At 67.0% G+C, this 19,960-nt stretch carries 25 protein-coding genes and 2 pseudogenes; 26 read left to right on the top strand and 1 reads right to left on the bottom strand.

Translation table 11 applies throughout. The annotated features are described in order from the left end of the window. The first annotated feature begins 112 nt into the window (after positions 1-112). The 4 genes from H4W81_RS35835 to H4W81_RS35825 all read left to right on the top strand — a co-directional run bounded on the left by H4W81_RS35835 (position 113) and on the right by H4W81_RS35825 (position 2,796). A complete protein-coding gene (locus H4W81_RS35835) occupies positions 113-1,357 on the top strand; it encodes an MFS transporter (protein WP_192778846.1) in 1,245 nt (414 codons plus the stop codon). Between the two features lie 150 nt (positions 1,358-1,507). Next, on the top strand, positions 1,508-2,140 hold the full coding sequence (locus H4W81_RS35830) for a cysteine hydrolase family protein (RefSeq protein ID WP_192778845.1): 633 nt from the start codon (positions 1,508-1,510) through the stop codon (positions 2,138-2,140). A 44-nt stretch (positions 2,141-2,184) separates the two neighbouring features. Next, a complete protein-coding gene (locus H4W81_RS47970) occupies positions 2,185-2,397 on the top strand; it encodes a hypothetical protein (RefSeq protein ID WP_225958956.1) in 213 nt (70 codons plus the stop codon). Positions 2,398-2,472: 75 nt separating this feature from the next. Further along, complete coding sequence (locus tag H4W81_RS35825; protein WP_225958955.1) at positions 2,473-2,796, top strand: hypothetical protein; 324 nt, start codon at positions 2,473-2,475, stop codon at positions 2,794-2,796. Positions 2,797-2,945: 149 nt separating this feature from the next. On the opposite strand, the gene H4W81_RS35820 is transcribed toward H4W81_RS35825, so the two are convergent. Beyond that, positions 2,946-3,662, bottom strand: a complete 717-nt coding sequence (locus H4W81_RS35820) for a DUF4386 domain-containing protein (protein ID WP_192778844.1) — start codon at positions 3,660-3,662, stop codon at positions 2,946-2,948. Between the two features lie 131 nt (positions 3,663-3,793). On the opposite strand from H4W81_RS35820, the gene H4W81_RS35815 reads away from it, so the two are divergent. The 22 genes and pseudogenes from H4W81_RS35815 to H4W81_RS50235 all read left to right on the top strand — a co-directional run. Then, positions 3,794-4,483, top strand: a complete 690-nt coding sequence (locus H4W81_RS35815; protein WP_192778843.1) for a TetR/AcrR family transcriptional regulator C-terminal domain-containing protein — start codon at positions 3,794-3,796, stop codon at positions 4,481-4,483. 193 nt (positions 4,484-4,676) lie between these two features. Beyond that, on the top strand, positions 4,677-5,105 hold the full coding sequence (locus H4W81_RS35810) for a hypothetical protein (RefSeq protein WP_192778842.1): 429 nt from the start codon (positions 4,677-4,679) through the stop codon (positions 5,103-5,105). 363 nt (positions 5,106-5,468) lie between these two features. Further along, positions 5,469-5,981: a DUF6461 domain-containing protein gene (locus H4W81_RS35805; protein WP_192778841.1), complete on the top strand. Its 513-nt coding sequence runs from the start codon at positions 5,469-5,471 to the stop codon at positions 5,979-5,981. Between the two features lie 360 nt (positions 5,982-6,341). After that, positions 6,342-6,689: pseudogene (locus H4W81_RS49610) on the top strand (replication initiator); the annotation flags it as partial. Positions 6,690-6,753: 64 nt separating this feature from the next. Continuing rightward, positions 6,754-7,116: a replication initiator gene (locus H4W81_RS49605; RefSeq protein WP_192778840.1), complete on the top strand. Its 363-nt coding sequence runs from the start codon at positions 6,754-6,756 to the stop codon at positions 7,114-7,116. Next, positions 7,113-7,337 carry a helix-turn-helix domain-containing protein gene (locus tag H4W81_RS35795; protein WP_192778839.1) on the top strand — a complete coding sequence of 75 codons (225 nt, stop codon included), beginning with the start codon at positions 7,113-7,115 and terminating at the stop codon, positions 7,335-7,337. The genes H4W81_RS49605 and H4W81_RS35795 overlap by 4 nt, the downstream gene beginning before the upstream one ends. After that, positions 7,334-7,951 (top strand): N-terminal phage integrase SAM-like domain-containing protein, encoded by a 618-nt coding sequence (locus H4W81_RS49600; protein WP_318782213.1) that lies wholly within the window; start codon positions 7,334-7,336, stop codon positions 7,949-7,951. Before H4W81_RS35795 ends, H4W81_RS49600 begins: the two co-directional genes overlap by 4 nt. A 100-nt stretch (positions 7,952-8,051) precedes the next feature. Further along, positions 8,052-8,276 carry a tyrosine-type recombinase/integrase gene (locus H4W81_RS47955; RefSeq protein WP_225958954.1) on the top strand — a complete coding sequence of 75 codons (225 nt, stop codon included), beginning with the start codon at positions 8,052-8,054 and terminating at the stop codon, positions 8,274-8,276. A 34-nt stretch (positions 8,277-8,310) separates the two neighbouring features. Beyond that, on the top strand, positions 8,311-8,439 hold the full coding sequence (locus tag H4W81_RS48945; protein WP_264083211.1) for a hypothetical protein: 129 nt from the start codon (positions 8,311-8,313) through the stop codon (positions 8,437-8,439). 80 nt (positions 8,440-8,519) lie between these two features. Beyond that, positions 8,520-9,875: a leucine-rich repeat domain-containing protein gene (locus H4W81_RS35785; RefSeq protein WP_192778838.1), complete on the top strand. Its 1,356-nt coding sequence runs from the start codon at positions 8,520-8,522 to the stop codon at positions 9,873-9,875. Between the two features lie 561 nt (positions 9,876-10,436). Continuing rightward, positions 10,437-10,673 carry a hypothetical protein gene (locus H4W81_RS35780; RefSeq protein ID WP_192778837.1) on the top strand — a complete coding sequence of 79 codons (237 nt, stop codon included), beginning with the start codon at positions 10,437-10,439 and terminating at the stop codon, positions 10,671-10,673. Next, complete coding sequence (locus H4W81_RS35775; RefSeq protein ID WP_192778836.1) at positions 10,663-11,880, top strand: DUF4238 domain-containing protein; 1,218 nt, start codon at positions 10,663-10,665, stop codon at positions 11,878-11,880. Before H4W81_RS35780 ends, H4W81_RS35775 begins: the two co-directional genes overlap by 11 nt. A gap of 179 nt (positions 11,881-12,059) precedes the next feature. Beyond that, the gene (locus tag H4W81_RS35770; protein WP_192778835.1) at positions 12,060-12,899 is read left to right on the top strand and encodes a helix-turn-helix domain-containing protein; all 840 of its coding nucleotides are present in this window, start codon (positions 12,060-12,062) and stop codon (positions 12,897-12,899) included. Positions 12,900-12,989: 90 nt separating this feature from the next. After that, positions 12,990-13,397 carry an ATP-binding protein gene (locus tag H4W81_RS35765; protein WP_192778834.1) on the top strand — a complete coding sequence of 136 codons (408 nt, stop codon included), beginning with the start codon at positions 12,990-12,992 and terminating at the stop codon, positions 13,395-13,397. Between the two features lie 406 nt (positions 13,398-13,803). After that, positions 13,804-14,646 carry a sigma factor-like helix-turn-helix DNA-binding protein gene (locus H4W81_RS35760; protein ID WP_192778833.1) on the top strand — a complete coding sequence of 281 codons (843 nt, stop codon included), beginning with the start codon at positions 13,804-13,806 and terminating at the stop codon, positions 14,644-14,646. Next, a complete protein-coding gene (locus tag H4W81_RS35755; protein ID WP_225958953.1) occupies positions 14,639-15,466 on the top strand; it encodes a protein phosphatase 2C domain-containing protein in 828 nt (275 codons plus the stop codon). The genes H4W81_RS35760 and H4W81_RS35755 overlap by 8 nt, the downstream gene beginning before the upstream one ends. 127 nt (positions 15,467-15,593) lie before the next feature. After that, on the top strand, positions 15,594-15,998 hold the full coding sequence (locus H4W81_RS35750) for a plasmid replication, integration and excision activator (protein ID WP_192778832.1): 405 nt from the start codon (positions 15,594-15,596) through the stop codon (positions 15,996-15,998). Beyond that, on the top strand, positions 15,995-16,249 hold the full coding sequence (locus H4W81_RS35745; RefSeq protein WP_192778831.1) for a hypothetical protein: 255 nt from the start codon (positions 15,995-15,997) through the stop codon (positions 16,247-16,249). Before H4W81_RS35750 ends, H4W81_RS35745 begins: the two co-directional genes overlap by 4 nt. Before the next feature lie 239 nt (positions 16,250-16,488). Continuing rightward, entirely contained in the window at positions 16,489-17,754 is a 1,266-nt protein-coding gene (locus tag H4W81_RS35740; RefSeq protein WP_318782211.1) for an FtsK/SpoIIIE domain-containing protein, read from the top strand. Positions 17,755-17,798: 44 nt separating this feature from the next. Further along, on the top strand, positions 17,799-19,370 hold the full coding sequence (locus tag H4W81_RS35735; RefSeq protein ID WP_225960553.1) for a replication initiator: 1,572 nt from the start codon (positions 17,799-17,801) through the stop codon (positions 19,368-19,370). Then, entirely contained in the window at positions 19,367-19,591 is a 225-nt protein-coding gene (locus tag H4W81_RS35730) for a helix-turn-helix domain-containing protein (RefSeq protein ID WP_192778829.1), read from the top strand. The genes H4W81_RS35735 and H4W81_RS35730 overlap by 4 nt, the downstream gene beginning before the upstream one ends. After that, positions 19,591-19,958 (top strand): annotated as a pseudogene (locus tag H4W81_RS50235) (hypothetical protein); the annotation flags it as partial. The gene H4W81_RS35730 and the pseudogene H4W81_RS50235, both read left to right, overlap by 1 nt. Between the last annotated feature and the right edge of the window lie 2 nt (positions 19,959-19,960).

Below are 19,960 nucleotides of genomic sequence, written 5' to 3'. Positions count from 1 at the left end.
CTGTTTGTTGTGATCAAAGGCTCTACAGTTGTTTGATCCCCTGGTACGGCCCGCGCTTTGATGCTCCCGATCGCGGATTGGTTGTGTGAGTGAGTGGCGAGGAGCGGCGGGCATGCGGAGCGGGCACCGGTTGGGGCGGCAGTTCGGGTGGCTCTGGGGGGCGTACGGGACCAGCGCGCTCGGCACGTGGCTCGCCTTCGGCGCGTTCCCGCTGATCGCGATCCAGGTGTTGCACGCCGGGCCCGCCGAGGTCGCGGCGTTGTCCTCGGTGGGGGCTTTGGTGGGCGCGGCCGTGGCGGTGCCGCTGGGCCCGTGGGTGGAGTTCCGCCGCAAGCGGCCGGTGCTGATCGGAATGGACCTGGTGCGGTTCGCGGCGCTGCTGACGATCCCCGCCGCGTTCGCGCTCGGCGTGCTCTCCTTCGTCCAGCTTCTGCTGGTCTCGGTCGTCGTCGCGGCCGCCGACATCTCCTTCCGCGCCGCCTCCGGCGCCTACCTGAAGACGCTACTGCCGGCCGAGCATCTGCTCGTCGCCAACGCCCGCTTCGAGTCGACGGCCTGGACGACCACGGTCATCGGACCGCCGCTGGGCGGTGCCGCAATCGGGCTTCTCGGTCCGGTGGCGACGGTGGTGGCCGACGCGTTCAGCTACCTGCTCTCGGCCCTGGGCATCCGCGCGACGGGCGGCCACGAGCCGCGGCCCGTGCGCCGACAGGCCGCGCGTATGCGGGCCGGGGACCTGCTCGACGGCTGGCGGTACATCCTCGCCGACGCGACGCTGCGTCCGCTGTTCTTCAACACCGCCGTGTTCAACGGCCTGGTGATGGCCACCGACGCGCTGCTGGCCGTCCTGATGCTCGGCCAACTCGGGTTCGAAGCATGGCAGTACGGCCTCGCCTTCGCCGCACCCGCGATCGGCGGGTTGTTCGGTTCGCGGCTGGCCCGCCCGCTCGTCACCCGGTTCGGGGAGCACCGGGTCCTGGTCGTGGCCGGGACGCTGCGCGCGATCTGGCTCGTCGGGCTGACCCTCGTGGGGCCGGGGACCGGTGGGCTGCTGCTGGTGATGGGCGTCGAGCTCGGGCTGATCTTCTGCTGCGGGGTCTTCAACCCCGTCTGCGCCACCTATCGCCTGGAGCGCACCGCGCCCGACCGGGTCGCCCGCACGCTGTCGGCCTGGTCGGTGACGACCAAGGCCTCGACCGCGCTTCTGACGGCCGCATGGGGCGTGCTCGGCGGTCTGCTCGGCCCGCGAACGGCCATCGGCCTGGCCGGCGTGCTCCTGCTGGCGACTCCGCTGCTGCTCCCCCGCCGCGCCGCAGCGCCCCTCGCCGAGCCGGACTCAGAACCGAGCCGCGCCTGACGACCCCCTCTTCGGAGCGGTTCGCCCCTCCGCGCACAGCTCGGAGACGGCCTCCACCGTACCCAGCGGCACCTCGCGACTCACGCCCAACATGTAGGCCCCGGGACGTGATCTCGCGTGTCAGGGCGCCCTCATCACTCAAGGAGAGAAATGACCTTCACGACCCCGGCGCTGGACCCCCGGACGGCAGCGCTGCTCGTCATGGATTACCAGCAGGGAATCCTGGCCTCGCTCCCTGGCCTGGCCAACCCGGACGCGCTGCTGTCACGGGTGGCCGGCGCCATCGCCGACATGCGAGCCCACGGCGCCACCATCGCCTACGTGCGAGTCGGATTCACCGAAGCCGACTGGGCGGCGATCCCGCCGGCCAACAAGACGTTCTCCTTCATCGGCCGGCAGCACCTCATGCACCACGAGGAACCCGACACCGCCTTCCACCATCAACTCGCTCCCGAGCCCGGCGACATCACCGTCCGCAAGACCCGCTACGGCGCGCTGTCTACGACAGACCTCGACCGGCAACTGCGGGATCGCGGAATCACCACCCTGGTCATCGCCGGCATCACCACCAGCGGTGTCGTACTGTCCACCGTCACTGACGCCGCCGACCGCGACTACCAGCTCTACGTCCTCTCCGACGGCGTCACCGACCCGGACCCGCAGGCCCACCAGAACCTGATGACCAGCATTTTCCCGAGGCTGGCCCACATCATCGACACCGCCGAACTGCGGTCGCTGCTGCACGAGAGCCATCCCGATCGGGCAAAGACCGGCACGGCATAACCGTCAATGATGATCAGGGCATCCACGACGGCGCGTTCTCCGCGATGGACCTCACCGCCCGTCACCCGCGCACCGGGGAGTTGCTGTCCACCGTGAAGTTCATGGTGCAGACCCTCGCCGCCGCCGGCGAACTCCAGCGCGACCTCCAGCGCGAGCTGACCTACGACGGACTGCGAGCCGCCGAGGCCAAGGGCAGCAAGGGCGGGCGCCGCCCCGCCGTGGCGGCCGAGAAGACCGGCGACGTCCGCACCGCGTAACTGGAGGGCCGCTCGATCGCTGCCCTCGCCCGCGACCACAGCCGCGGCGCGATCCGCACGGCGGTCGCCGACCTCATGCCCGACCACAACGCCATCTCGCAGGAGGACACCCCCGCTCCGGAGCTGCCGGTCGCCCTCGACATGCCGGGCAAGGTCGCGGACTTCCTCCGCGCGTCCGACCTGGAGCCCGCCGAGCGGGCCGCGCTCGACCAAGGGGTGACCGTACGGCGCGGCCAGGACTACAGCCTGCGCATCACGGCCGTGCCAGGGGTCCACCGCCAGCTACTCGCCCGCTGCCAACCGCTCGACGGCGGCCAGGGTGTCCCTACCGTCCCTGCCCAGCGCAAAGCCCGGCGCGAGTACGAGAACCGCGTCACCGGCCTCGGAGTTCCGGACTGAACAAGATCACCGGCTTAGCGTTAACCGCTGTACCGATGTTCCCCGAGGCCGTATGTGGCCGGCCAGGGGAAGGTCGATCCAGCGTTGCTGGCGGAGTATGACTGGTCGGGCCGGTCGGGTCGGCGTCCCGGGCGGGTAGGGCGGGGTGTTCAGGCGCGGGATCGCGTGGGGAGCGGGGGGACTGCCGTATCGCGTGGCAGTTCGTCGATCGCGTGAGGGCTGACGCCGCGCACGAGCAGGTAGCCGATCAGCCAGAACTCGCCTACGGTCGAGGGAAGTACCAGGGCGTCGGCGACGACCGCCGCCTGGGGAGCGAGGTACCTGACGAACACGCTCAGCAGGTAGCCGACGCCGCCCGCGACGAGGAGCCAGCCCAGCGGCCGGGGCATCCACCGCGAGCGCAGCACGCACCAGCCCATCGGGATGAGCCACAGGCCGAAGAACAGTGCGCCCACTCCCCACAGGTCGCCGCTGAGGACGTACAGGAGCTGGACGGTGGCTGCCGCGTCGCCGATGGGATCGGTCGCGACCGTGACCGCGCTGGCGAGAAGCGCTGCGCTGGCGAGGATCGCGACCGCGTTGACGAGGCCGAAGGCGGCGATGCTGCCGGCGGCGACAGGGTCCGCGGTGCGGAACAGGCGGTAGAACCACACGGCGGTGAGCGCCTGGGTCAGGACGACGAGCAGCTCGACGGCGATGCCGGTGCGCGCCAGCGACTCGTGCTCGACCAGGCGGGCAAGCGTCGCGGTGGGGTCGTCGGCGACGAACAGTCGCGGCCGGATGAGCAGGGAGCCGAGCACGCCGCTGATGGCGAGGCCGAGGTAGAGCAGCCCGGTCGTGCGGGCGCTGCGGATCAGTGGGTGCATCGTGGCCCCTTCCTCTGGCGCGTCAGTGGCCGACGACGTCGCTCGGGGGGCCGACGGGCTGGCGCCGATGATCTGCCTTATGCTGTAAGGTAACCATACGACGTAAGGTGCTGGCAAGGGTCGGGAGACGGATGGGTGAGAAGACCTTTCGGGAGCCACTCAGTCGCGAGCGGGTGCTGGCGGCGGCGGTCGCCCTGGCGGATGCGGAGGGGATCAAGGCGCTGACGATGCGCCGCCTCGCCGCCGATCTCGGCATCGAGGCCATGTCGCTGTACTACCACCTGCCCGGCAAGGAAGGCCTGCTCGACGGCCTCGCCGAAACCGTCGTCGGTGAGATCGACGCCGCGGTCAGCCACATCGAGACCGCCGGGGCCGACCAGGACTGGCGTACCCGACTGCGGCAGCGGTTCCTTGCGGCGCGTGAGGTCATGCTCCGGCATCCGTGGGCGCCCGGGCTCCTTGGCACACGCACGACCATCCCGGCCGGCGTGTACGCCTACTACGACGGGATCGTGGCCACGCTCATCAGCGGCGGGTTCTCCTACCGGCTTGCGCACCGGGCGCTGCACGCGTTCGGCAGCCTGGCGCTCGGATTCGCTTCCGAGGTCTTCAGCCCCGCCTCGGCGGGCGGGAGCATGGACGTCGAGGTCGCCGAGGCGGAGTTTGCCGCGATGGCCGAGGCGCTGCCCCACCTGATGGCAATGGCGGCGGCCGAGACCCACGACGTCGCCGACCCGACGCTGGGCTGGTGCGACAGCCAGGTCGAGTTCGAGTTCACCCTCGACCTGCTCCTTGACGGGCTCGGACGCATCCGGTGCTAGCACAATGCGCCCGCCGGCGCGCGGGGCAGCCGCCCCGCCAGGACCACCCGCAATCGGTCAACGCGGCTGCGGCTGAGCCCGTCGCCAGTGGCGTTTCCGATTTTGCCGTCTCAACCCCCGAGCTCTCCTACCTGGCGGCTGGGGACACCTTCGGGAGCGGCGGGCCAGACGGATGAATGCCGACCCCGGCCAGGTGAGCTATCACCTGCGGCAAATGCAGAAACATGACTTGATCGAGGACGTGCCGGAGCTCGCCCGGGACAGCCGGGAACGCTGGGTGCGATCAGCTATGGGCGGGTTAGCAGTGGTGGACCTTCAAACCCCGGAAGCCAGAGCCGTGGTGCAGGCGTGGACTTCACAGTGGGTGATCGACCAGTTCGAGCGGCTGCGCGACTTCGAACGCACTCACATGACGCTTCCCGAGGACTGGCAGAACGCGTCCTTCGGAAGCAGCCGCCACCTACGGCTCACCAAGGATGAGCTCGCGCAGCTCGCCGACCAGCTCAATGCCGTGTTGGAGCCGTGGCGCGAGCTGACCAAATCGCGTGTCGAATCGAGCGAGGCTCCGCCGGATACCCGCCCGATCTTCATCTCCTACCATGCATTCCCCGAAGAACCCTGAGGAGCCTTCCATGCATCACATGTATGAAGAGCTCGTCCGCGCGGACCTGGCTGAGCGGCGAGCCGAGGCCGCACGGTTACGCATGATCCCGCCGCGCTCGCGCCGGCCTGTTCTTCTGCGACTCCGCGGCTGTTCGCGATCATCTTCCGCCGCCTCGTCGACCACCTCGAACCTGCCTGATAATCCGTACGGGTATCTGTCGATGTAGATCTCCAGAGCATCTCCCGCACGACCCACACGTTACGGACCTGCATGTCGCTGAGCAGGGAGCCCGGTACCGCCTCTCAAGGTCGAGCCAACTTTTCGTCGGACTCGCATGCCATCATCTCCATGATCTGTCCCGAGAGAACAGGATCCACAGCCATGGGCAGCTACGACTGGCTCGATGACGACGCGTTCTGTGCAACCTTCGTCCGCGGTCTCACCCCGCGCGAGGCGCTGGCCCGCCTTGGCATTGACGTGTTCGACGGGGATGACGAGGAAGGCGATTTCGAGGAAGGGCTCATCTGCGCCCGGTCGGCCGAGGGCGGGACCATTCTGAGCGAGTCGAACGGCTTCGCCGGCACCCTGCCCGAGGTGCTGCGGCCCTTGTCGGCTGGGACGGTCACGGCGAGTGTCTTCGTCAACGTGAACAGGGTCGCGTCCTTCGACCATTACGCCGACGGCCGCAACATCCTAACCTTCGATCCGCTGTTCGGCGGCGACGAGGACGGCATCCCGGAGGACTACCTGGCCGACCGGATCGAGCTCGGGCTGGCCGGCGACGAGTCTGAGGGCGGGCTCGCCGCTGCGCTGCTGCTGGCCGAGCGCATCACCGAGGTGCGGCCGAACGCGTCAAGTGACGTGGTGGCCGCCCATGGCGTTCTCGAGTACTGAGGCACCTTGCTGTCGGCCCATCGCAAACGCAGCAAGCCAACGACGCAACCCAAACCGCATTAGCAGCTCGGATCTTGCGCGTCCCAATCGGTTCCACCTCGACCACCTGGCCGCGTCGGTCTCCATGAGACGGCTATGTACGGGACAGGATTGCAACTAGAACTGCAACTACTTCCTACTGTCGGCCCGATGGGAAACGGTGTCTTCGCACCTACGCGGGTGTGACGGCTCAGCCTTGCCTACCCGTGACCTCTTTGAGATCCTGCACCAGGAAGATCGCCTGTACCGCTCAGGCGGCGCGGGAACCGAGAGGACGCATTCGAGCCGCGCGCAGCGGCCAAAGCCCGCGAGATCGAGGCGGTGCACCAGGTCTGGTGGCCACCGGCCGACGAAGTGAAGTACGACCGCGAGCACCTTCCCGTCTGGAGCGATGAGGACGGCTACCTCGACCCGGCGACGGGGGAGATCCTGCCTACCTGGGACCAGGCGCTCGACGACCTGGAGGAGCCCCAGCATGTCGTGCGCTTCGGAGAGCAGGCTGACGTGCAAGGCGTCCTCGCCGGAAGCCCCGCCGCAAACAAGGCCCTCGGCTACCTGACCAAGTACCTCACCAAGTCACTCGGCGACCCGCTCGACCCTGACGACGAAGGCGACCAGGCACGCCGCGACCACGTCACCCGCATGGTCGACGCCCTGCGCTACGAGCCGTGCTCGCCCACCTGCCCCAAACTGGCTCCGCTACGGCGTTCAGCCCAAGGACGCCAAGCGGGGGATGACTCCCGGCCACTGTCGCGGCAAGGCACACCGCTACGAACACCTCGGCTACGCGGGCCGGCGCGTCCTGGTCTCCCGCAAGTGGTCCAACAAGACCCTCCGAGAGCACAAGCAGGATCGCCGCGCCTGGGCCCTCGAACTGCTCGGCCTCGACGATCCGGCCGGCAACGACCGCCACCGCTACATCTGGCGCCCCGTCTCCAGTAGCGACCCGACCCGCACGACTCGCGCCGAGCAGCTCCTCCGTGGCATTGCCCGACGTCAGCAGTTCCGCGCCAGCCTCCTGGCCCTTGAAGCCAGAGCGACAGGCGAACCACCACCCCCAGACCTCTCGGTGATGAGAGATGAGGTGGCCGCATGACCGCTCACCGAGATCTCACCCAGGGCAGATTGCTCACCGTCGAGGAGGCGGCCGAACGGCTCAACACCAGTGTCCGTTTCCCTCGCCGCCTGATCGAGGAGCGCCGCATCACCTTCGTCCATGTCGGCCGGAAGGTCCGTATCCCCGAAGCTGCCCTTGAAGCGTTCATCGCCGCGGGCGTCGTCCATCCGATCACGACGCGACGCGGGAGGGCAGCGTGACCATCACCCCTGGCGACGAATCTTCTCGCCGAGCGACGCGGAAGAGAAAGCCCACAAAGAGGCGCTTCGGACGCGTTCGGCAACTTCCCTCCGGCCGATATCAAGCGCGCTACGCCGGTCCTGACGGGGTCGACCGCCCGGCGCCCGAGACGTTCGCGACCAAGACCGACGCCGAAGTCTGGCTTACCAAGATCGAGGCCGAAATCCTCGACGGTGACTGGATCGACCCGGACGCAGGCAAGATCAATTTCGGCAAGTACGCACAAGACTGGATCGACGAGCGGCCGAACCTCCGCCCTCGCACGATCGAGCTGTACGGCTACCTGCGGCGCACGCATCTCGTTCCGACCTTCGGAGAGAAGGCGATGAACGAGATTAAGGAGCCACACGTCCGCCGCTGGCGAAAGAAGCTGCTCGACGGCGGGGTCAGCGAGGTCACGGTGGCCAAGGCATATCGGCTCCTCAAAGCCATCTTCACCACAGCCGTCGATGACCAGCTCATCAAACGCAACCCATGCCGCATCAAGGGCGCGGGACAGGAGAAGTCGCCGTACGGTCGGCATCCCTGCGGTGATCGTTCCGGCGCTCACCGAACATCTCGCGTCCTATGTTGAGCCAGAAGAGGACGCGTTCGTGTTCCTCGGCAAGCTGGGCGGGTTCCTGCGGGGCAGCAACTTCCGGCGTGCCGCGAAGTGAGGTGAGGCGCGCAAGGAGATGGGGCTCGCCGGCCTGCATTTCCACGATCTTCGCCACACGGGCAACACGCTCGCTGCGCAGTCAGGGGCGAGCCTGGCCGATCTCAAAGCACGGATGGGGCACGACAGCGATCGGGCGGCGCTCATCTACCAGCACGCGACCAAGGACGCTGACCAGCGGATCGCGGATGCGCTCAGCGCTCGTGTGGAGGCCGAAAGAAAGAGGCTGGGCCAGGATGGCTAAGAGCCTGCTGACAAAGGGTTTGGTCGCTGAGCCGGTGACCACGGATGCCCTGGCCGAGTCAAACGCGCCCTACTTCGGCGCCGAGCTCGACGAGGGCAGCCTGGTGCCCGCCGACGAGGACCTGGACAAGGTGGGCTTCGAGGACTGGCTCGCCCGCTCGTGACCTCATTCTCCGGCCGGAGCCGTCACGTCCGGCGGGAGAATGATCGCTTCTGTCGGTACGCCCCCCTACGCTGCCATGGCATGACCTTCTCCCCAGCACGGCCGGACTTGCCGGGCTACCGGGCCAAGCTCGACTCGGTTTCTCCCGCGCACGCCTGGAAAACGGCCCGCGAGCTCATCCTCGACGGCCGCGAAGACGCCCTCACGATGGCCGCCGAATTCGCGGAGATCGCCGAGCCGTCCACCGACAAGCTGCTCAAGCTCTGGCCAGAGGCGCCTGACCCGGACGGTTTCGCCGAACTGCTGCTGGGGCCCGCGTTCACCCGCGAGGGGCGTACCACGCTGGAGCTGCGCCGCCGCGAGACGATTACCGGAGTGCGGCACCTGACCATGCTGCGAACACTGCGCCTGGACCACTGCAAGCACCTGACGGACCTGTCCGACCTCGCCGCGCTGACCGGGTTGTTCCGACTCGAGCTGGACGGCTGCGCGGCCGTCACCGACCTCACCCCGCTGTCGGGTCTCCCCGTACTGAAAACACTCATCCTCCGCAGCAGCCGGGCGCTCACCGACATCACCCCGCTGCTCACCCTGCGCACCCTGCGCCATCTCGACCTGCGCAGCAGCGGCGTGACCAGCGTCGAAGGGGTCGGCGACGCCTTCCCCCACCTGGAACACCTCGACCTCGACCACTGCCGGGCGATCGAGGACGTCCTACCCCTGTCGGGGCTGCGTCGCCTGACCAAGCTGGTCCTCTCCGGCACCAAGATCCGATCCATCGCCGGGCTGCGCGACTTAAGCTCCGTCACCGAGCTCACCATGCACTGTGCCCGCCTGACCAGCCTCGACGGCATCGACGCCATGCCCAGGCTGCGCCGGCTGTGGCTCAGCGGCTGCACGAACCTCAACAGCCTCGACGGCCTCGGCCACCACCCCCACCTCACCAACCTCGGCCTGCCGAACGCGCGCATCCCGGACCTGCGCCCCCTGTCCCGCCTGCCCGCCCTCACCGAGCTCAACATCGACAATTGGCAGAAACTGACCTCGCTGGACGGGCTGGAAGACCATCCCTCGCTCGCCGAGATCAGCCTGACCTACGCCCAGGACCTGCGCGACTTCTCCGCCCTGGCCCGCATGCCCGCCCTGCGCAAGCTCACCCTGCAGGGTCTCGACCAGCTCACCGATCTGACCCCATTCGCCGGGCTGTGGCGACTCGAGGAGCTCCACGTAGCCTTCGACGATCATCTGCGGGCCCTCGGCGACCCCGGAAACCTGCCCGGCCTGCGCATCCTGGGCCTCCACCGCTGTGGTGCCCTAGCGGACCTGGGGACGCTCATCGACCTGCCGTCCCTCAAGGAGGTAAGGGTGAATCAATGCCCCGCGCTGACGTCCACCGTCATCGCCGACCTGGAGGCCCGGGGCCTGCTCGCCGGCTGAGGGCACCCATTCGGCCTCGGTCAGATCCGAGGGATATGACGGGTGCCAACCACGACATCGGCACCCCCGGTGAGGCGCAATCTGTCAATGGCGTCCGGGACACGGGCGTGCAGGCAGATAACCACGGGCTCCTGTCTGTGGGCGCATCACCCGAAGATTAACTCGGCCAGGGCACCCGTGGTCACCGGCTCAGCGGCCAAATCCCTTTGTCAGCAGGCTCTAATGGCCCGGTAATGGCCCGAGCACCCCGTCACAAGATCAGTGGCGGGGTGTTCTACCTGGTGGAGCCTAGGAGATTCGAACTCCTGACTTCCTGCTTGCAAAGACGCACGCCGATCTCATCCAACCAGCGAAGACGCAGCTCACAGCACTGATCGCATTCCCCGTGATGCACCGCTGTTCCCCCTTGTTTCCAGCCCCATCGGGCACGCGACGGGCACGGCGGTACCCTCGTTGGGACGGTTTCCGGCATTGCGCCGCGCCTCCCCGCATGGGTACAGCTTGGTGCGCCAAGCCGTAGGCGATCGGGCACGACGCCGGGGATGCTGGCAGCCCGGCCCCATGCTCAACAAGTGTGATGTGAAGGACTTTTTCAAGGTCGTCCGTCGGCTTGTCCGTAGAACTGACCGCATCGTGGATGAAATGCTTATTTCATCCACAGGGAAGTCGCATTGGAACGTTCTTGTCCCCGACAATCCCTCGGAAATATTCGAGGATATTGATGGCAAAGCCTATCTTGAAGTGAAGTCTGAAGAAAAGGCGTACGAGAGTATCACTGGGGCTTACGATGAAGCGTAAGAAGTATCCTCTGGAGATTCGACGCCTTGTTGAGCAGGCACGCCGGAACGCTGAAGGATCACCGCCGAGGAAGCATCATCTCGTTCCGGCTTCATACCTTCGCCGATGGGCTGAAGATTCTAAGGTGCGCGTGACTGTGGTGGATGATCCTCGCAGTTACCTCAGTTCGCCTGAGGGGGCCGCTCGAGAAACAGACTTTTATCGCATTGAGCACCCTGATGTCAATGCTGATGAGGTGCCGCCACTGCTGTTCGAGACAATACTGAGCCAAGTAGAAGACAACGCAAAGAATGCCATCGACGATCTTATTAAGTATCGAGATGCTCGGACTCTTGATCCCGAACGGTTTGCATTCTTTGTGTGGCACCTAGCTCTCAGTATTACCCGTGGGAAGGCTTTCCGGGCCGAGCAGCAAGAGCTGCTCACCGACCTTTACCGACTGCAGTACTCCCGGGTTACCGATGACGGGATTCGGGCCAGGCTCCTTGATCATGGAGTTGATCCGACACCTGAAACCGTGGCGATACATCGGGAGTTCCTCGACGATCTACAGGCAGGCCATGTGCGGGCCGAAAAGCCGATCGCATCGGTCATCGCAAGCTCTGGTCAGATGGCAGAGGTCATCGGCGAACGCTTGTTTCAGCGAAGTTGGGCAGTCTATGAAACGCCCCCCATTCTTGTCACTTGCGATGAGCCAGTCATCATCCTCGGCGGACCGGGTTCGCCGCGCGGTGAACGTGCAGGGGTGGAGTCAGCAGGCGTTGTGATGTATCCCCTCAGTCCGTCAGATCTACTGGTTCTGTTCCATCCAGATCTGCGTCCTTATGGTCCGCCTGTCCTCGACTATGTTGAAACGGCTGAGGTTAATCGTGAGATCATCGCGGGTGCATCAAGATGGGCTTTTGAGCGGCCGTCTCGTAAGATCACCCAAGGTTTGCGAGTCCCGCCTGCGCCAGAGAGGCCGTTCATGCGTGAAGGGCCCCTGCCTCAGATTGAGGGAGCGGAGGGAGAACTTTACCGCTCCTTCAAGCCGACTCGGTGGCGAGACGAGACTCTTGCACCGGAGTGGCCTGTCGCCCGGTGGTGGTGGGGGTGGCGTGCGCGACGGGTGCCCCGCCTTGAAAGTATGTCGCCGGGAGAACGGGTGGCGATTAAGCCGGGACACGAGCGAAAACCTACGCGTGCCCGCAAGAAGCGGCGTAAGTAGTGCGGCCCGAGCACGGCCGTGCGCGAGAACGGCCCCCAGGCCGCACGCGCAGCGTGCGGCCGAGCGCAGGGTCGCGCGGCGGCGCGTGCGCCGCTGCCTTGATACCCCATGAGAACAATTCGGCAGTGATCTGGATCAGCGTCTGAACCGATCGTCTTGCGGGTGGTAGAACGCTGGATGTGGACGATCGTCGAGACCGCCTGCGGGCACTGGGTGAGTTGCTCCGACGACTACGCAAGGATGCCGGGCTCACCGGCAAGGATCTGGCTTCGCGGGCTGGCGTGACTCAGCCGACGATCTCGCAGATCGAAACGGGCCAGCTGCTTCCGCTGCCTGAGACGGTTGAGCGTCTCGTAGAAGCTCTGGAGCTTTCCAGGGAGACGCGAGCCGCGTTGGATGCTCTGCTCGCACGCCTGCGGGAGGAGGTCTCGCGGCTGAAGGGTGGCTTGGCGGGTCGAGAGTCGGCGAACGCAGCCCGCATGCGAGCGGCGCATCGGGTGGCCTCGTTCCAATCGGCAATGATTCCGGCCCTGCTCCAGACGGCCGAGTATGCGCGGTTGGCTCTCTCGATTGGGAGGGACGTCGATGAAGAGGCCGTGTCCCGGGCCGCGGCTGTGCGCGTCGAGATGCAAAGCATCCTCTTCCAGCCAGGGCGGGAGTTCTCGTTCGTTCTCACGGAGGGGGCTGTGAGGACTTGGCCAGGGCCGGCCTCCCTGATGCAGGCGCAGCTTGATCGACTGGGTCAAGCGTCCACGCTGCCGCACGTGCGGGTCGGTGTCGTTCCTTGGTCGGTGCAGGTGCCGCGCTTCCCTCTCCACGGGTTCACGATCTTCGATGGCTCGGCCAGCATGGTGGAGAGCCTGACCGCTGAGCACACCTTGACCGACGTCGAGGACGTGCGCGTTCATGTTGAGACCTTCGAGGCGTTTGCTGGGGTCGCGGTCTACGGGGAGGAGCTCCGGTCGCTGCTTGGTCGCGTCGCCGCGGAGTTCCGGCAACTCGACACTCAGCCGAAGTGACTTATTTATAAGTGGAATAACTTGAGTCCTCGCATGGTGGCTCATACGCTGACGGCAGGATGTATAGCCCCCTAGACATCGGAGCCGTCCATGTCCTCCTGGCGCGTGACCCGAGTGTTCCTCGGCTCGGCCATCTCGGTGCTCGAAGCTCGCCGCTTCGTCACCGCCTTCCTCCCGACCTGGCCAGACCTCGATGACGCCGTCCTCATCGTGAGCGAGCTGGCGACCAACGCCGTACGGCACACCAACAGCGGTCGCCCTGGGGGCCGCTTCATCGTCTCCCTCGAAGTCATCGGCTCGACCTTGGGTCTGGCCGTACAGGATGAGGGCGGCCTGCGCTCCCCTCGGCTGCTCCCGCTGTCTCCGACCGAGATGGGCGGGCGGGGCCTGGCGCTGGTCTCGGGCCTGTCCACGAAGTGGGGCGTGGTCGGCGACGAGAACGGACGAACCGTGTGGGCCGTCCTGGAAGCGGTGCCCTTCGCCATGGTGCGGTCCTGATGTGCTTCGCTCCACACCCGGCGCCCCTGCGGCCCGAGTACCGAGAGATCGACTGGCAGACTCCCCGGCGAGACGGGCGGGTTCGCGTGGTCGAGTGGACCTGTGACTGTAGGCGGCCCGTGTACGAACTGTGCGGCTCGGGCGGTCTGTACTATCTCCGCAGAACCGCCCAAGGAGAACGGGCCGCAGAGTCCAGGCGGGCCGTCTGGGCGGAAACCCACAGGCTGTGGATAGCCCTCTTGACCGGTCGGGCACGTTGACGCGGGGCGTCCCCAAACGGCGGTCAGCGATCCGGGCAGTAAGTCGAATTACCGGCGAAACGCTCAAATCCGTCTTGTCGAGGGGGATAGACGGCATTTCGTCTAGGGGCCTAGACTCGGCGGAGCACCATGGAAAGGGAACCACCGTGCCACCGAGTGACCTTGAGCGGATCGCCGCGATTGAGGACCCGTACCTTCTGATCCGCCAGGCCACCGAGCGACTGAGCGCGGCGCAGCAGGAAGTGACCGAGCTGGCCAGGCTGCGCCGCCGGGTGATCCAGGAGCTTCACGCGCAAGGCATCTCCTACGCGCAGATCGCGCAGCAAGCCGGCCTCTCGCGCGGGCGTATCCACCAGATCAAGCACACTGGCCCCGCGCCTGAGGGCGGGTTCCTTGGCACCGGTACGGTCACCGTGGTCACCCCGCTCCGGCTTGACCCGGAGAAGAAGCGGCCCGTCCTGGCCCTTGACGACATGCGGTCGGGTCAGCGTCTGGAAGACCTGGCCAAGTCGTTCGGCTTGGCAGTCGAGACCGACAAGGTCACCATTGACGGCATCATCGATCTCAACCGGCCGAACCTGATCGTCGTCTGCGGCCCCCGCATGTCCGAGGCGATGCACACGGCTTACGACACCGACCCCGTCATCCGCTGGGAGCGTGACGACCTCGGCTGGCTGCTCCGGGACACGAGGACCGGCGCCATCTACCGCACCGGCACCCAGTTCGACCCCGAGCAGCCCACCGACTCGGCGTACTTCGGACGACTCCCCCGCCCTGACGGCAACGGGACCTTCCTCGCCATCGCGGGCATCAGGACCAACGGCTCGCTCGGCGTCGTCGATCTCTTGACCTCCGAGATCGCCACCTTCTGGGGCCAGGTCGGCGACAAGCGGTTCTCCACCGTCGTCAGCGTCGAGTACGACCCCGAGACAGACGAGCCCGTTCGCACCGCCCTGGCCAGCCCCCTCTACCGACACGAGGATGACTGACGTGCGCCTAACCCTCGCGACCGAACCCGCTTATCCGGACCGTCCCAATGAGGATTTCATCGGCGCCACCCCGAACGCTGTCGTCCTCCTGGACGGCGCCGGCACCCCGTCCGACCTGGAATCCGGGTGCGCGCACGGCGTGGCTTGGTTCTCCCACACGCTGGGTTCCGCCCTGGTCGCGGGGATCACGCAGAACACTGGTCCGCTGACCGAGATCCTGGCTGTCGGAATCAAGGAAACCGCCGCGCAGCACGACACATGCGACCTCGATCATCCCGGCACGCCCTCGGCGACCGTGGTGATGCTGCGCCGTACCGGAGACACCCTGGACTGGCTGATCCTGGCCGACTCTGTTCTCGTCCTCGACATCGTCGGCGCCGAACCCATGGTGATCTGCGATGAGCGCGAGTCCATCGTTGGCAAGCAGTACCGCGGGCCGATGAACGAGGCGATCGGCGGCACACCGCAGCACAGCGACGCACTCAGCGTCTACATGAGCACCATGCGCGGACACCGCAACATCGATGGCGGTTTCTGGGTCGCCGCCACCAACCCGCACGCGGCTGAGCAGGCGTTGACCGGCTCCGCGCCCGTCGACCAGATCCAGGCCGCTGCCATCTTGAGCGACGGCGCCTCGCGGCTGGTCGATCGCTTTCACCTGGCCACGTGGCGACAGTGCCTCGACCTTCTCGAACACGATGGTCCCGACGAGCTCATCCGCCAGGTCCGCGCCGCCGAACGGTCCGACCTAGATGGCAGCCGCTGGAGGCGCGGCAAGATCTTCGATGACGCCACCGCGGCTTACTGGACATTCGCCTAAGTAAATCGTCCACCCCCCTAGACAGCCCTAGATAGTCGATTTACCTTCAGTGCATAGCCCCCTAGACACTCAACAGGAGAGCGGACGGCCGCAACTGTCTAGGGGGATACACAGGAGGTTGAGAACGATGGCCATTCAAGGCCCCATCCCCATCGGCTTCGACCAGGTCTTCCCTCACGGCTGCTACCTCGTCGGCGAGGTCGAGCAGGTCAAGGACTTCGACGCCTCGGCCAACGGCCGCACCGTCTTCGCCAAGGACAAGGTCACGGGAGAGCTGGTCTGGCAGGTCGCCGTCATGGACGCCGACCCTGCCGCCAAGATCTCCCAGAAGACCGTGGCCGTGAAGATCCTCGCCCCGACCCAGCCCGTTGCCCCGCCCGCAGCGCCCGGACTCCCGATCGTCCCCGTGGAGTTCGAGGGGATGACCGTCACGCCGTACGTCGCCCAGAACACCGGACGCCTCGCCTACTCGATCCGCGCGACCGGGATGCGCGCTCCTCGCACCCACGCCAAGCCCAAGGACCAGGCATGAAGCGCCCTCGCCCGGTCTCGGTGATCACCCTCAAGTCGAGCGGCCCGTCCAGCGCCAAGTCCCACCCGTACCCGCGCAGGACCCCGGTCCTCGCCCTCGACTTCGACGCCATCTCGGTCCTGGTCACCACGTCCCACAGCACCCAGGTCACCCCCGCCGACGTCACGTTCGCCCGCGAGCTGGCCAAGGAAGCCGCGGCCTTCGCCGTCGCGGTGGAGCGCATGTTTCGCAGCGCCGCCAAGCAGCCCTGATCTGCAAGCGGGCCGCCAGAAGCGCCAACTTCCGGCGGCCCTGGTTCTCCCCTGGGTTCTCACATCAAGGAAGGCCCCCAGCCTAATGTTGAAGAAACTGCCCGGCGATCCGGTCTCCGGCCTGGTCTCCACCACCCCCGACACCGCCGTCGTCTTCCGCCCCGCCATCGTTCAGACCCCCGCGATCGTCACCATCGTGATCTTCGCGGCCCGCCTGATCATCGGCCTCGTCCGGTCCTTTGGGCGGCACCCCATCGCCTCGGCCGTGGCCGTCACCCCCAGCACGAATCTTCAGCCTGTACGGCTGGCGCCTGGCGCTGGTCGTCGTCGCGGTCCCGATCGTCCTGGTCGTCCCCTGGGCGATCACCTATCCCAAAATCGTCCTCCCCTGGATCGGATATCGCCTCCTCGCATGGTGGCGGCTCGTCTGGGTCTACCGGCGCCACTGGCAACCCGTCATGGTCGTCTCCGGACTCGGCCGTCACATCAAGGGCCGCGACTACCTGCCCCGCCTGCTCCGTGTTACCTGCACGTCGTGGGCGGACGTGGTCACGGTGAAGATGCTCGACGGGCAGGCGGCGAAGGACTGGGCCGACCGCATCGAGCACCTGGCGCACGGCTTCGGCGCCCCTTCATGCCGGGTCAGCGTCGAACGAGCGGGCCGACTCCTGCTGACCTTCCCGCGCCACGATCCCCTCGCCGAACCCCTGCCCGCCGTACCGCTGCCTGAGGCAGCCACGGTCGGACCGGTCGAGATCGGACAGACCGAGGACGGCAAGCCGTGGCTTCTCAAGCTGCACGGCACACACGTCCTGGTCGCCGGCGCCACGGGAGCGGGAAAGGGGTCGATCCTCTGGTCGGCGATCCGCGGTCTCATCCCGGCCATCTGGTCGGGGCTGGCGGAGGTCTGGGCCTTGGATCCCAAGCTCATGGAGCTGTCATTCGGCCGCGCCATCTTCGGCGACCGCTACGCCGCCGACCCGGCCGACTGCGCCGACCTGCTCGACGAGGCGGTCAAGGTCATGCAGGAGCGGGCCGGCCGCTTCGCCGGAGTCCAGCGCGACCACGTCCCCACCGTGCAAGACCCCTTCGTCCTGGTCGTGGTCGACGAGATCGCGTTCCTGACCGCCTACCAGTCCGATCGGGCACTGCGGCAGCGCATCTCCGCCGCGCTGGCCACCCTCACGACGCAAGGTCGCGCGGTCGGCGTGGGCGTTCTGGCCGCTCTCCAGGACCCGCGCAAGGACGTGATCACCATCCGCAACCTGTTCCCCGACAAGATCGCGCTCCGGCTCGACGAGTCCGAACAGGTCGACATGGTGCTCGGCGATGGAGCCCGAGACAGGGGAGCGCTGGCCGACCACATCTCCCCCATCCCTCACCAGGGCGCGGGCGTCGCCTACATACGGCTGGAGTCGTCACCCGACCCGATCAGGGCCCGCGCCGCCTACGTCTCCGACGAGGACATCCGCGACATGGCGGCCCTCTTCGAGGAGGCCATGTGACCAACGGAGCCGACCGCACCCTCCCCCGCCTCGTCCGCGACACCATGCCCCTCGTCCTGGATGTCGCCATCGAGATCGCCAAGTCCAACGGCGTGTGCATCCGCCCCATCGAAGTCCGCCGCCAGGACGTCCTCACCGGCAAGATCGAGCCCTTCGATCTCCCGTGCGGCACCACGCAGGAAGCCAAGTGCCCGCCGTGCGCCAAGCGCAACCAGCAGCTCCGCAAGGCGCAGTGCCGGGAGGGCTGGCACCTCGACCACGAACCGACCGCCGACCCAGCCGCGGCCACCGATGAGCAACGCTGGCTGGTCGAGTTCCGCGCCGACGTCCAAGCCAAGCGCGACCAGGCGGAGGAAGACGTCGAGGACTGGGACGCCGCGATCGTCGCCATCGACGCGGAGATCAACGTGGCGGGCATGCGCGGCAACCTCCTCGGCCGCCGCCAGATCGCCAAGCGAACCCGCTCAACCCGACGCCGCCAGGACGCCCCCGACCTACCCAAGCGGACCCGCCGACCGACCACCCTCGGCCGCGCCTTCACCAGCCCACAGGGCCAGGTCTACCGGCCCTCGATGTTCGTCACGCTGACCCTTCCGTCATACGGAAAGATCCGGCAGGGCGTACCCGCCGACCCCAGCAGCTACGACTACCGGCGAGCCGCCCGCGACGCCCTGCACTTCTCCAAGCTCGTCGACCGCTTCGTGCAGAACCTCCGCCGCGTGGCCGGCTACGACGTCCAGTACTTCGCCAGCGTCGAACCACAAAAGCGCCTCGCCCCACACCTCCACATGGCCATCCGCGGCACCCTGCCACGCGCCGAGATGAAGCAGATCGCCGCCGCGACCTATCACCAGGTCTGGTGGCCACCGGCCGACGAAGTGAAGTACGACCGCGAGAACCTCCCCGTCTGGAGCGACGAAGACGGCTACCTCGACCCGGCGACGGGGGAGATCCTGCCTACCTGGGACCAGGCGCTCGACGACCTGGAGGAGCCGCAGCATGTCGTCCGCTTCGGAGAGCAGGCTGACGTGCAAGGCGTCCTCGCCGGAAGCCCCGCCGCCAACAAGGCCCTCGGCTACCTGACCAAGTACCTCACCAAGTCACTCGGCGACCCGCTCGACCATGACGACGAAGGCGACCAAGCCCGCCGCGACCACGTCACCCGCATGGTCGACGCCCTGCGCTACGAGCCGTGCTCGCCCACCTGCCCCAACTGGCTCCGCTACGGCGTCCAGCCCAAGGACGCCAAGCGGGGAATGACTCCCGGCCACTGCCGTGGCAAGGCACACCGCCCCGAACACCTCGGCTACGCAGGCCGGCGCGTCCTGGTCTCCCGCAAGTGGTCCAACAAGACCCTCCGCGAACACAAGCAGGACCGCCGCGCCTGGGCCCTGGAACTCCTCGGCCTCGACGACCCCGCCGCCAACGACCGGCACCGCTACATCTGGTGCCCGGTCTCCGGCAGCGACCCAACCCGCACGACCAGAGCCGAACAGCTCCTACGAGGCATCGCCCGACGTCAACAGTTCCGCGCAAGTCTCCTCGCCCTCGAAGCCAGAGCGACAGGCGAACCACCTCCAACCCTCTCTGCGATGAAGGGCGAGGTGGCCGCATGACCACACCTCGCGACCTCATACAGGGCAAGTTGCTCACCGTCGAGGAGGCGGCCGAACGGCTCAACACCAGCGTCCGTTTCCCCCGCCGCCTGATCGAGGAACGTCGCATCACCTTCGTCCACGTCGGACGCAAGGTCCGTATCCCCGAAGCTGCCCTTGAAGCGTTCATCGCCGACGGCGTCGTCCACCCGATCACGACACCGCGCAGAAAGGCCGCGTGATGACCAGGACTGCCCTTGCCACTCCTGACGACGAGCCTCCTCGCCGAGCGCGAAAGAAGAAGTCCACCAAGCGGCGCTTCGGACGCGTCCGGCAACTTCCCTCCGGCCGATATCAAGCGCGCTACGCCGGTCTGACGGGATCGACCGCCCGGCGCCCGAGACGTTCGCGACCAAGACCGACGCCGAAGTCTGGCTTACCAAGATCGAGGCCGAAATCCTCGACGGTGACTGGATCGACCCGGACGCAGGCAAGATCAAGCTCGGCAAGTACGCACAAGACTGGATCGACGAGCGGCCGAACCTCCGCCCTCGCACGATCGAGCTGTACGGCTACCTGCGGCGCACCCATCTCGTTCCGACCTTCGGAGA

Origin of the sequence: Nonomuraea africana (assembly GCF_014873535.1) — a bacterium.
Classification (GTDB): domain Bacteria; phylum Actinomycetota; class Actinomycetes; order Streptosporangiales; family Streptosporangiaceae; genus Nonomuraea; species Nonomuraea africana.
The sequence above is the reverse complement of the archived record's forward strand: the minus strand, read 5'-3'. Positions and strand labels throughout refer to the sequence as shown.

Bases quoted from the DNA above. Each gene is read 5' to 3' on its own strand.
- H4W81_RS35785 (WP_192778838.1), top strand. From the start codon at position 8,520: ATGACCTTCTCCCCAGCACGGCCGGACTTGCCGGGCTACCGGGCCAAG.
- H4W81_RS35745 (WP_192778831.1), top strand. From the start codon at position 15,995: ATGAAGCGCCCTCGCCCGGTCTCGGTGATCACCCTCAAGTCGAGCGGC.
- H4W81_RS35750 (WP_192778832.1), top strand. From the start codon at position 15,594: ATGGCCATTCAAGGCCCCATCCCCATCGGCTTCGACCAGGTCTTCCCT.
- H4W81_RS35830 (WP_192778845.1), top strand. From the start codon at position 1,508: ATGACCTTCACGACCCCGGCGCTGGACCCCCGGACGGCAGCGCTGCTC.
- H4W81_RS35735 (WP_225960553.1), top strand. From the start codon at position 17,799: ATGCCCCTCGTCCTGGATGTCGCCATCGAGATCGCCAAGTCCAACGGC.
- H4W81_RS35815 (WP_192778843.1), top strand. From the start codon at position 3,794: ATGGGTGAGAAGACCTTTCGGGAGCCACTCAGTCGCGAGCGGGTGCTG.
- H4W81_RS35780 (WP_192778837.1), top strand. From the start codon at position 10,437: ATGCTCAACAAGTGTGATGTGAAGGACTTTTTCAAGGTCGTCCGTCGG.
- H4W81_RS49605 (WP_192778840.1), top strand. From the start codon at position 6,754: ATGACTCCCGGCCACTGTCGCGGCAAGGCACACCGCTACGAACACCTC.
- H4W81_RS47955 (WP_225958954.1), top strand. From the start codon at position 8,052: ATGGGGCTCGCCGGCCTGCATTTCCACGATCTTCGCCACACGGGCAAC.
- H4W81_RS35835 (WP_192778846.1), top strand. From the start codon at position 113: ATGCGGAGCGGGCACCGGTTGGGGCGGCAGTTCGGGTGGCTCTGGGGG.
- H4W81_RS35765 (WP_192778834.1), top strand. From the start codon at position 12,990: ATGTCCTCCTGGCGCGTGACCCGAGTGTTCCTCGGCTCGGCCATCTCG.
- H4W81_RS35820 (WP_192778844.1), bottom strand. From the start codon at position 3,662: ATGCACCCACTGATCCGCAGCGCCCGCACGACCGGGCTGCTCTACCTC.
- H4W81_RS35825 (WP_225958955.1), top strand. From the start codon at position 2,473: ATGCCCGACCACAACGCCATCTCGCAGGAGGACACCCCCGCTCCGGAG.
- H4W81_RS35755 (WP_225958953.1), top strand. From the start codon at position 14,639: ATGACTGACGTGCGCCTAACCCTCGCGACCGAACCCGCTTATCCGGAC.
- H4W81_RS35775 (WP_192778836.1), top strand. From the start codon at position 10,663: ATGAAGCGTAAGAAGTATCCTCTGGAGATTCGACGCCTTGTTGAGCAG.
- H4W81_RS35730 (WP_192778829.1), top strand. From the start codon at position 19,367: ATGACCACACCTCGCGACCTCATACAGGGCAAGTTGCTCACCGTCGAG.
- H4W81_RS35805 (WP_192778841.1), top strand. From the start codon at position 5,469: ATGGGCAGCTACGACTGGCTCGATGACGACGCGTTCTGTGCAACCTTC.
- H4W81_RS35795 (WP_192778839.1), top strand. From the start codon at position 7,113: ATGACCGCTCACCGAGATCTCACCCAGGGCAGATTGCTCACCGTCGAG.
- H4W81_RS47970 (WP_225958956.1), top strand. From the start codon at position 2,185: ATGGACCTCACCGCCCGTCACCCGCGCACCGGGGAGTTGCTGTCCACC.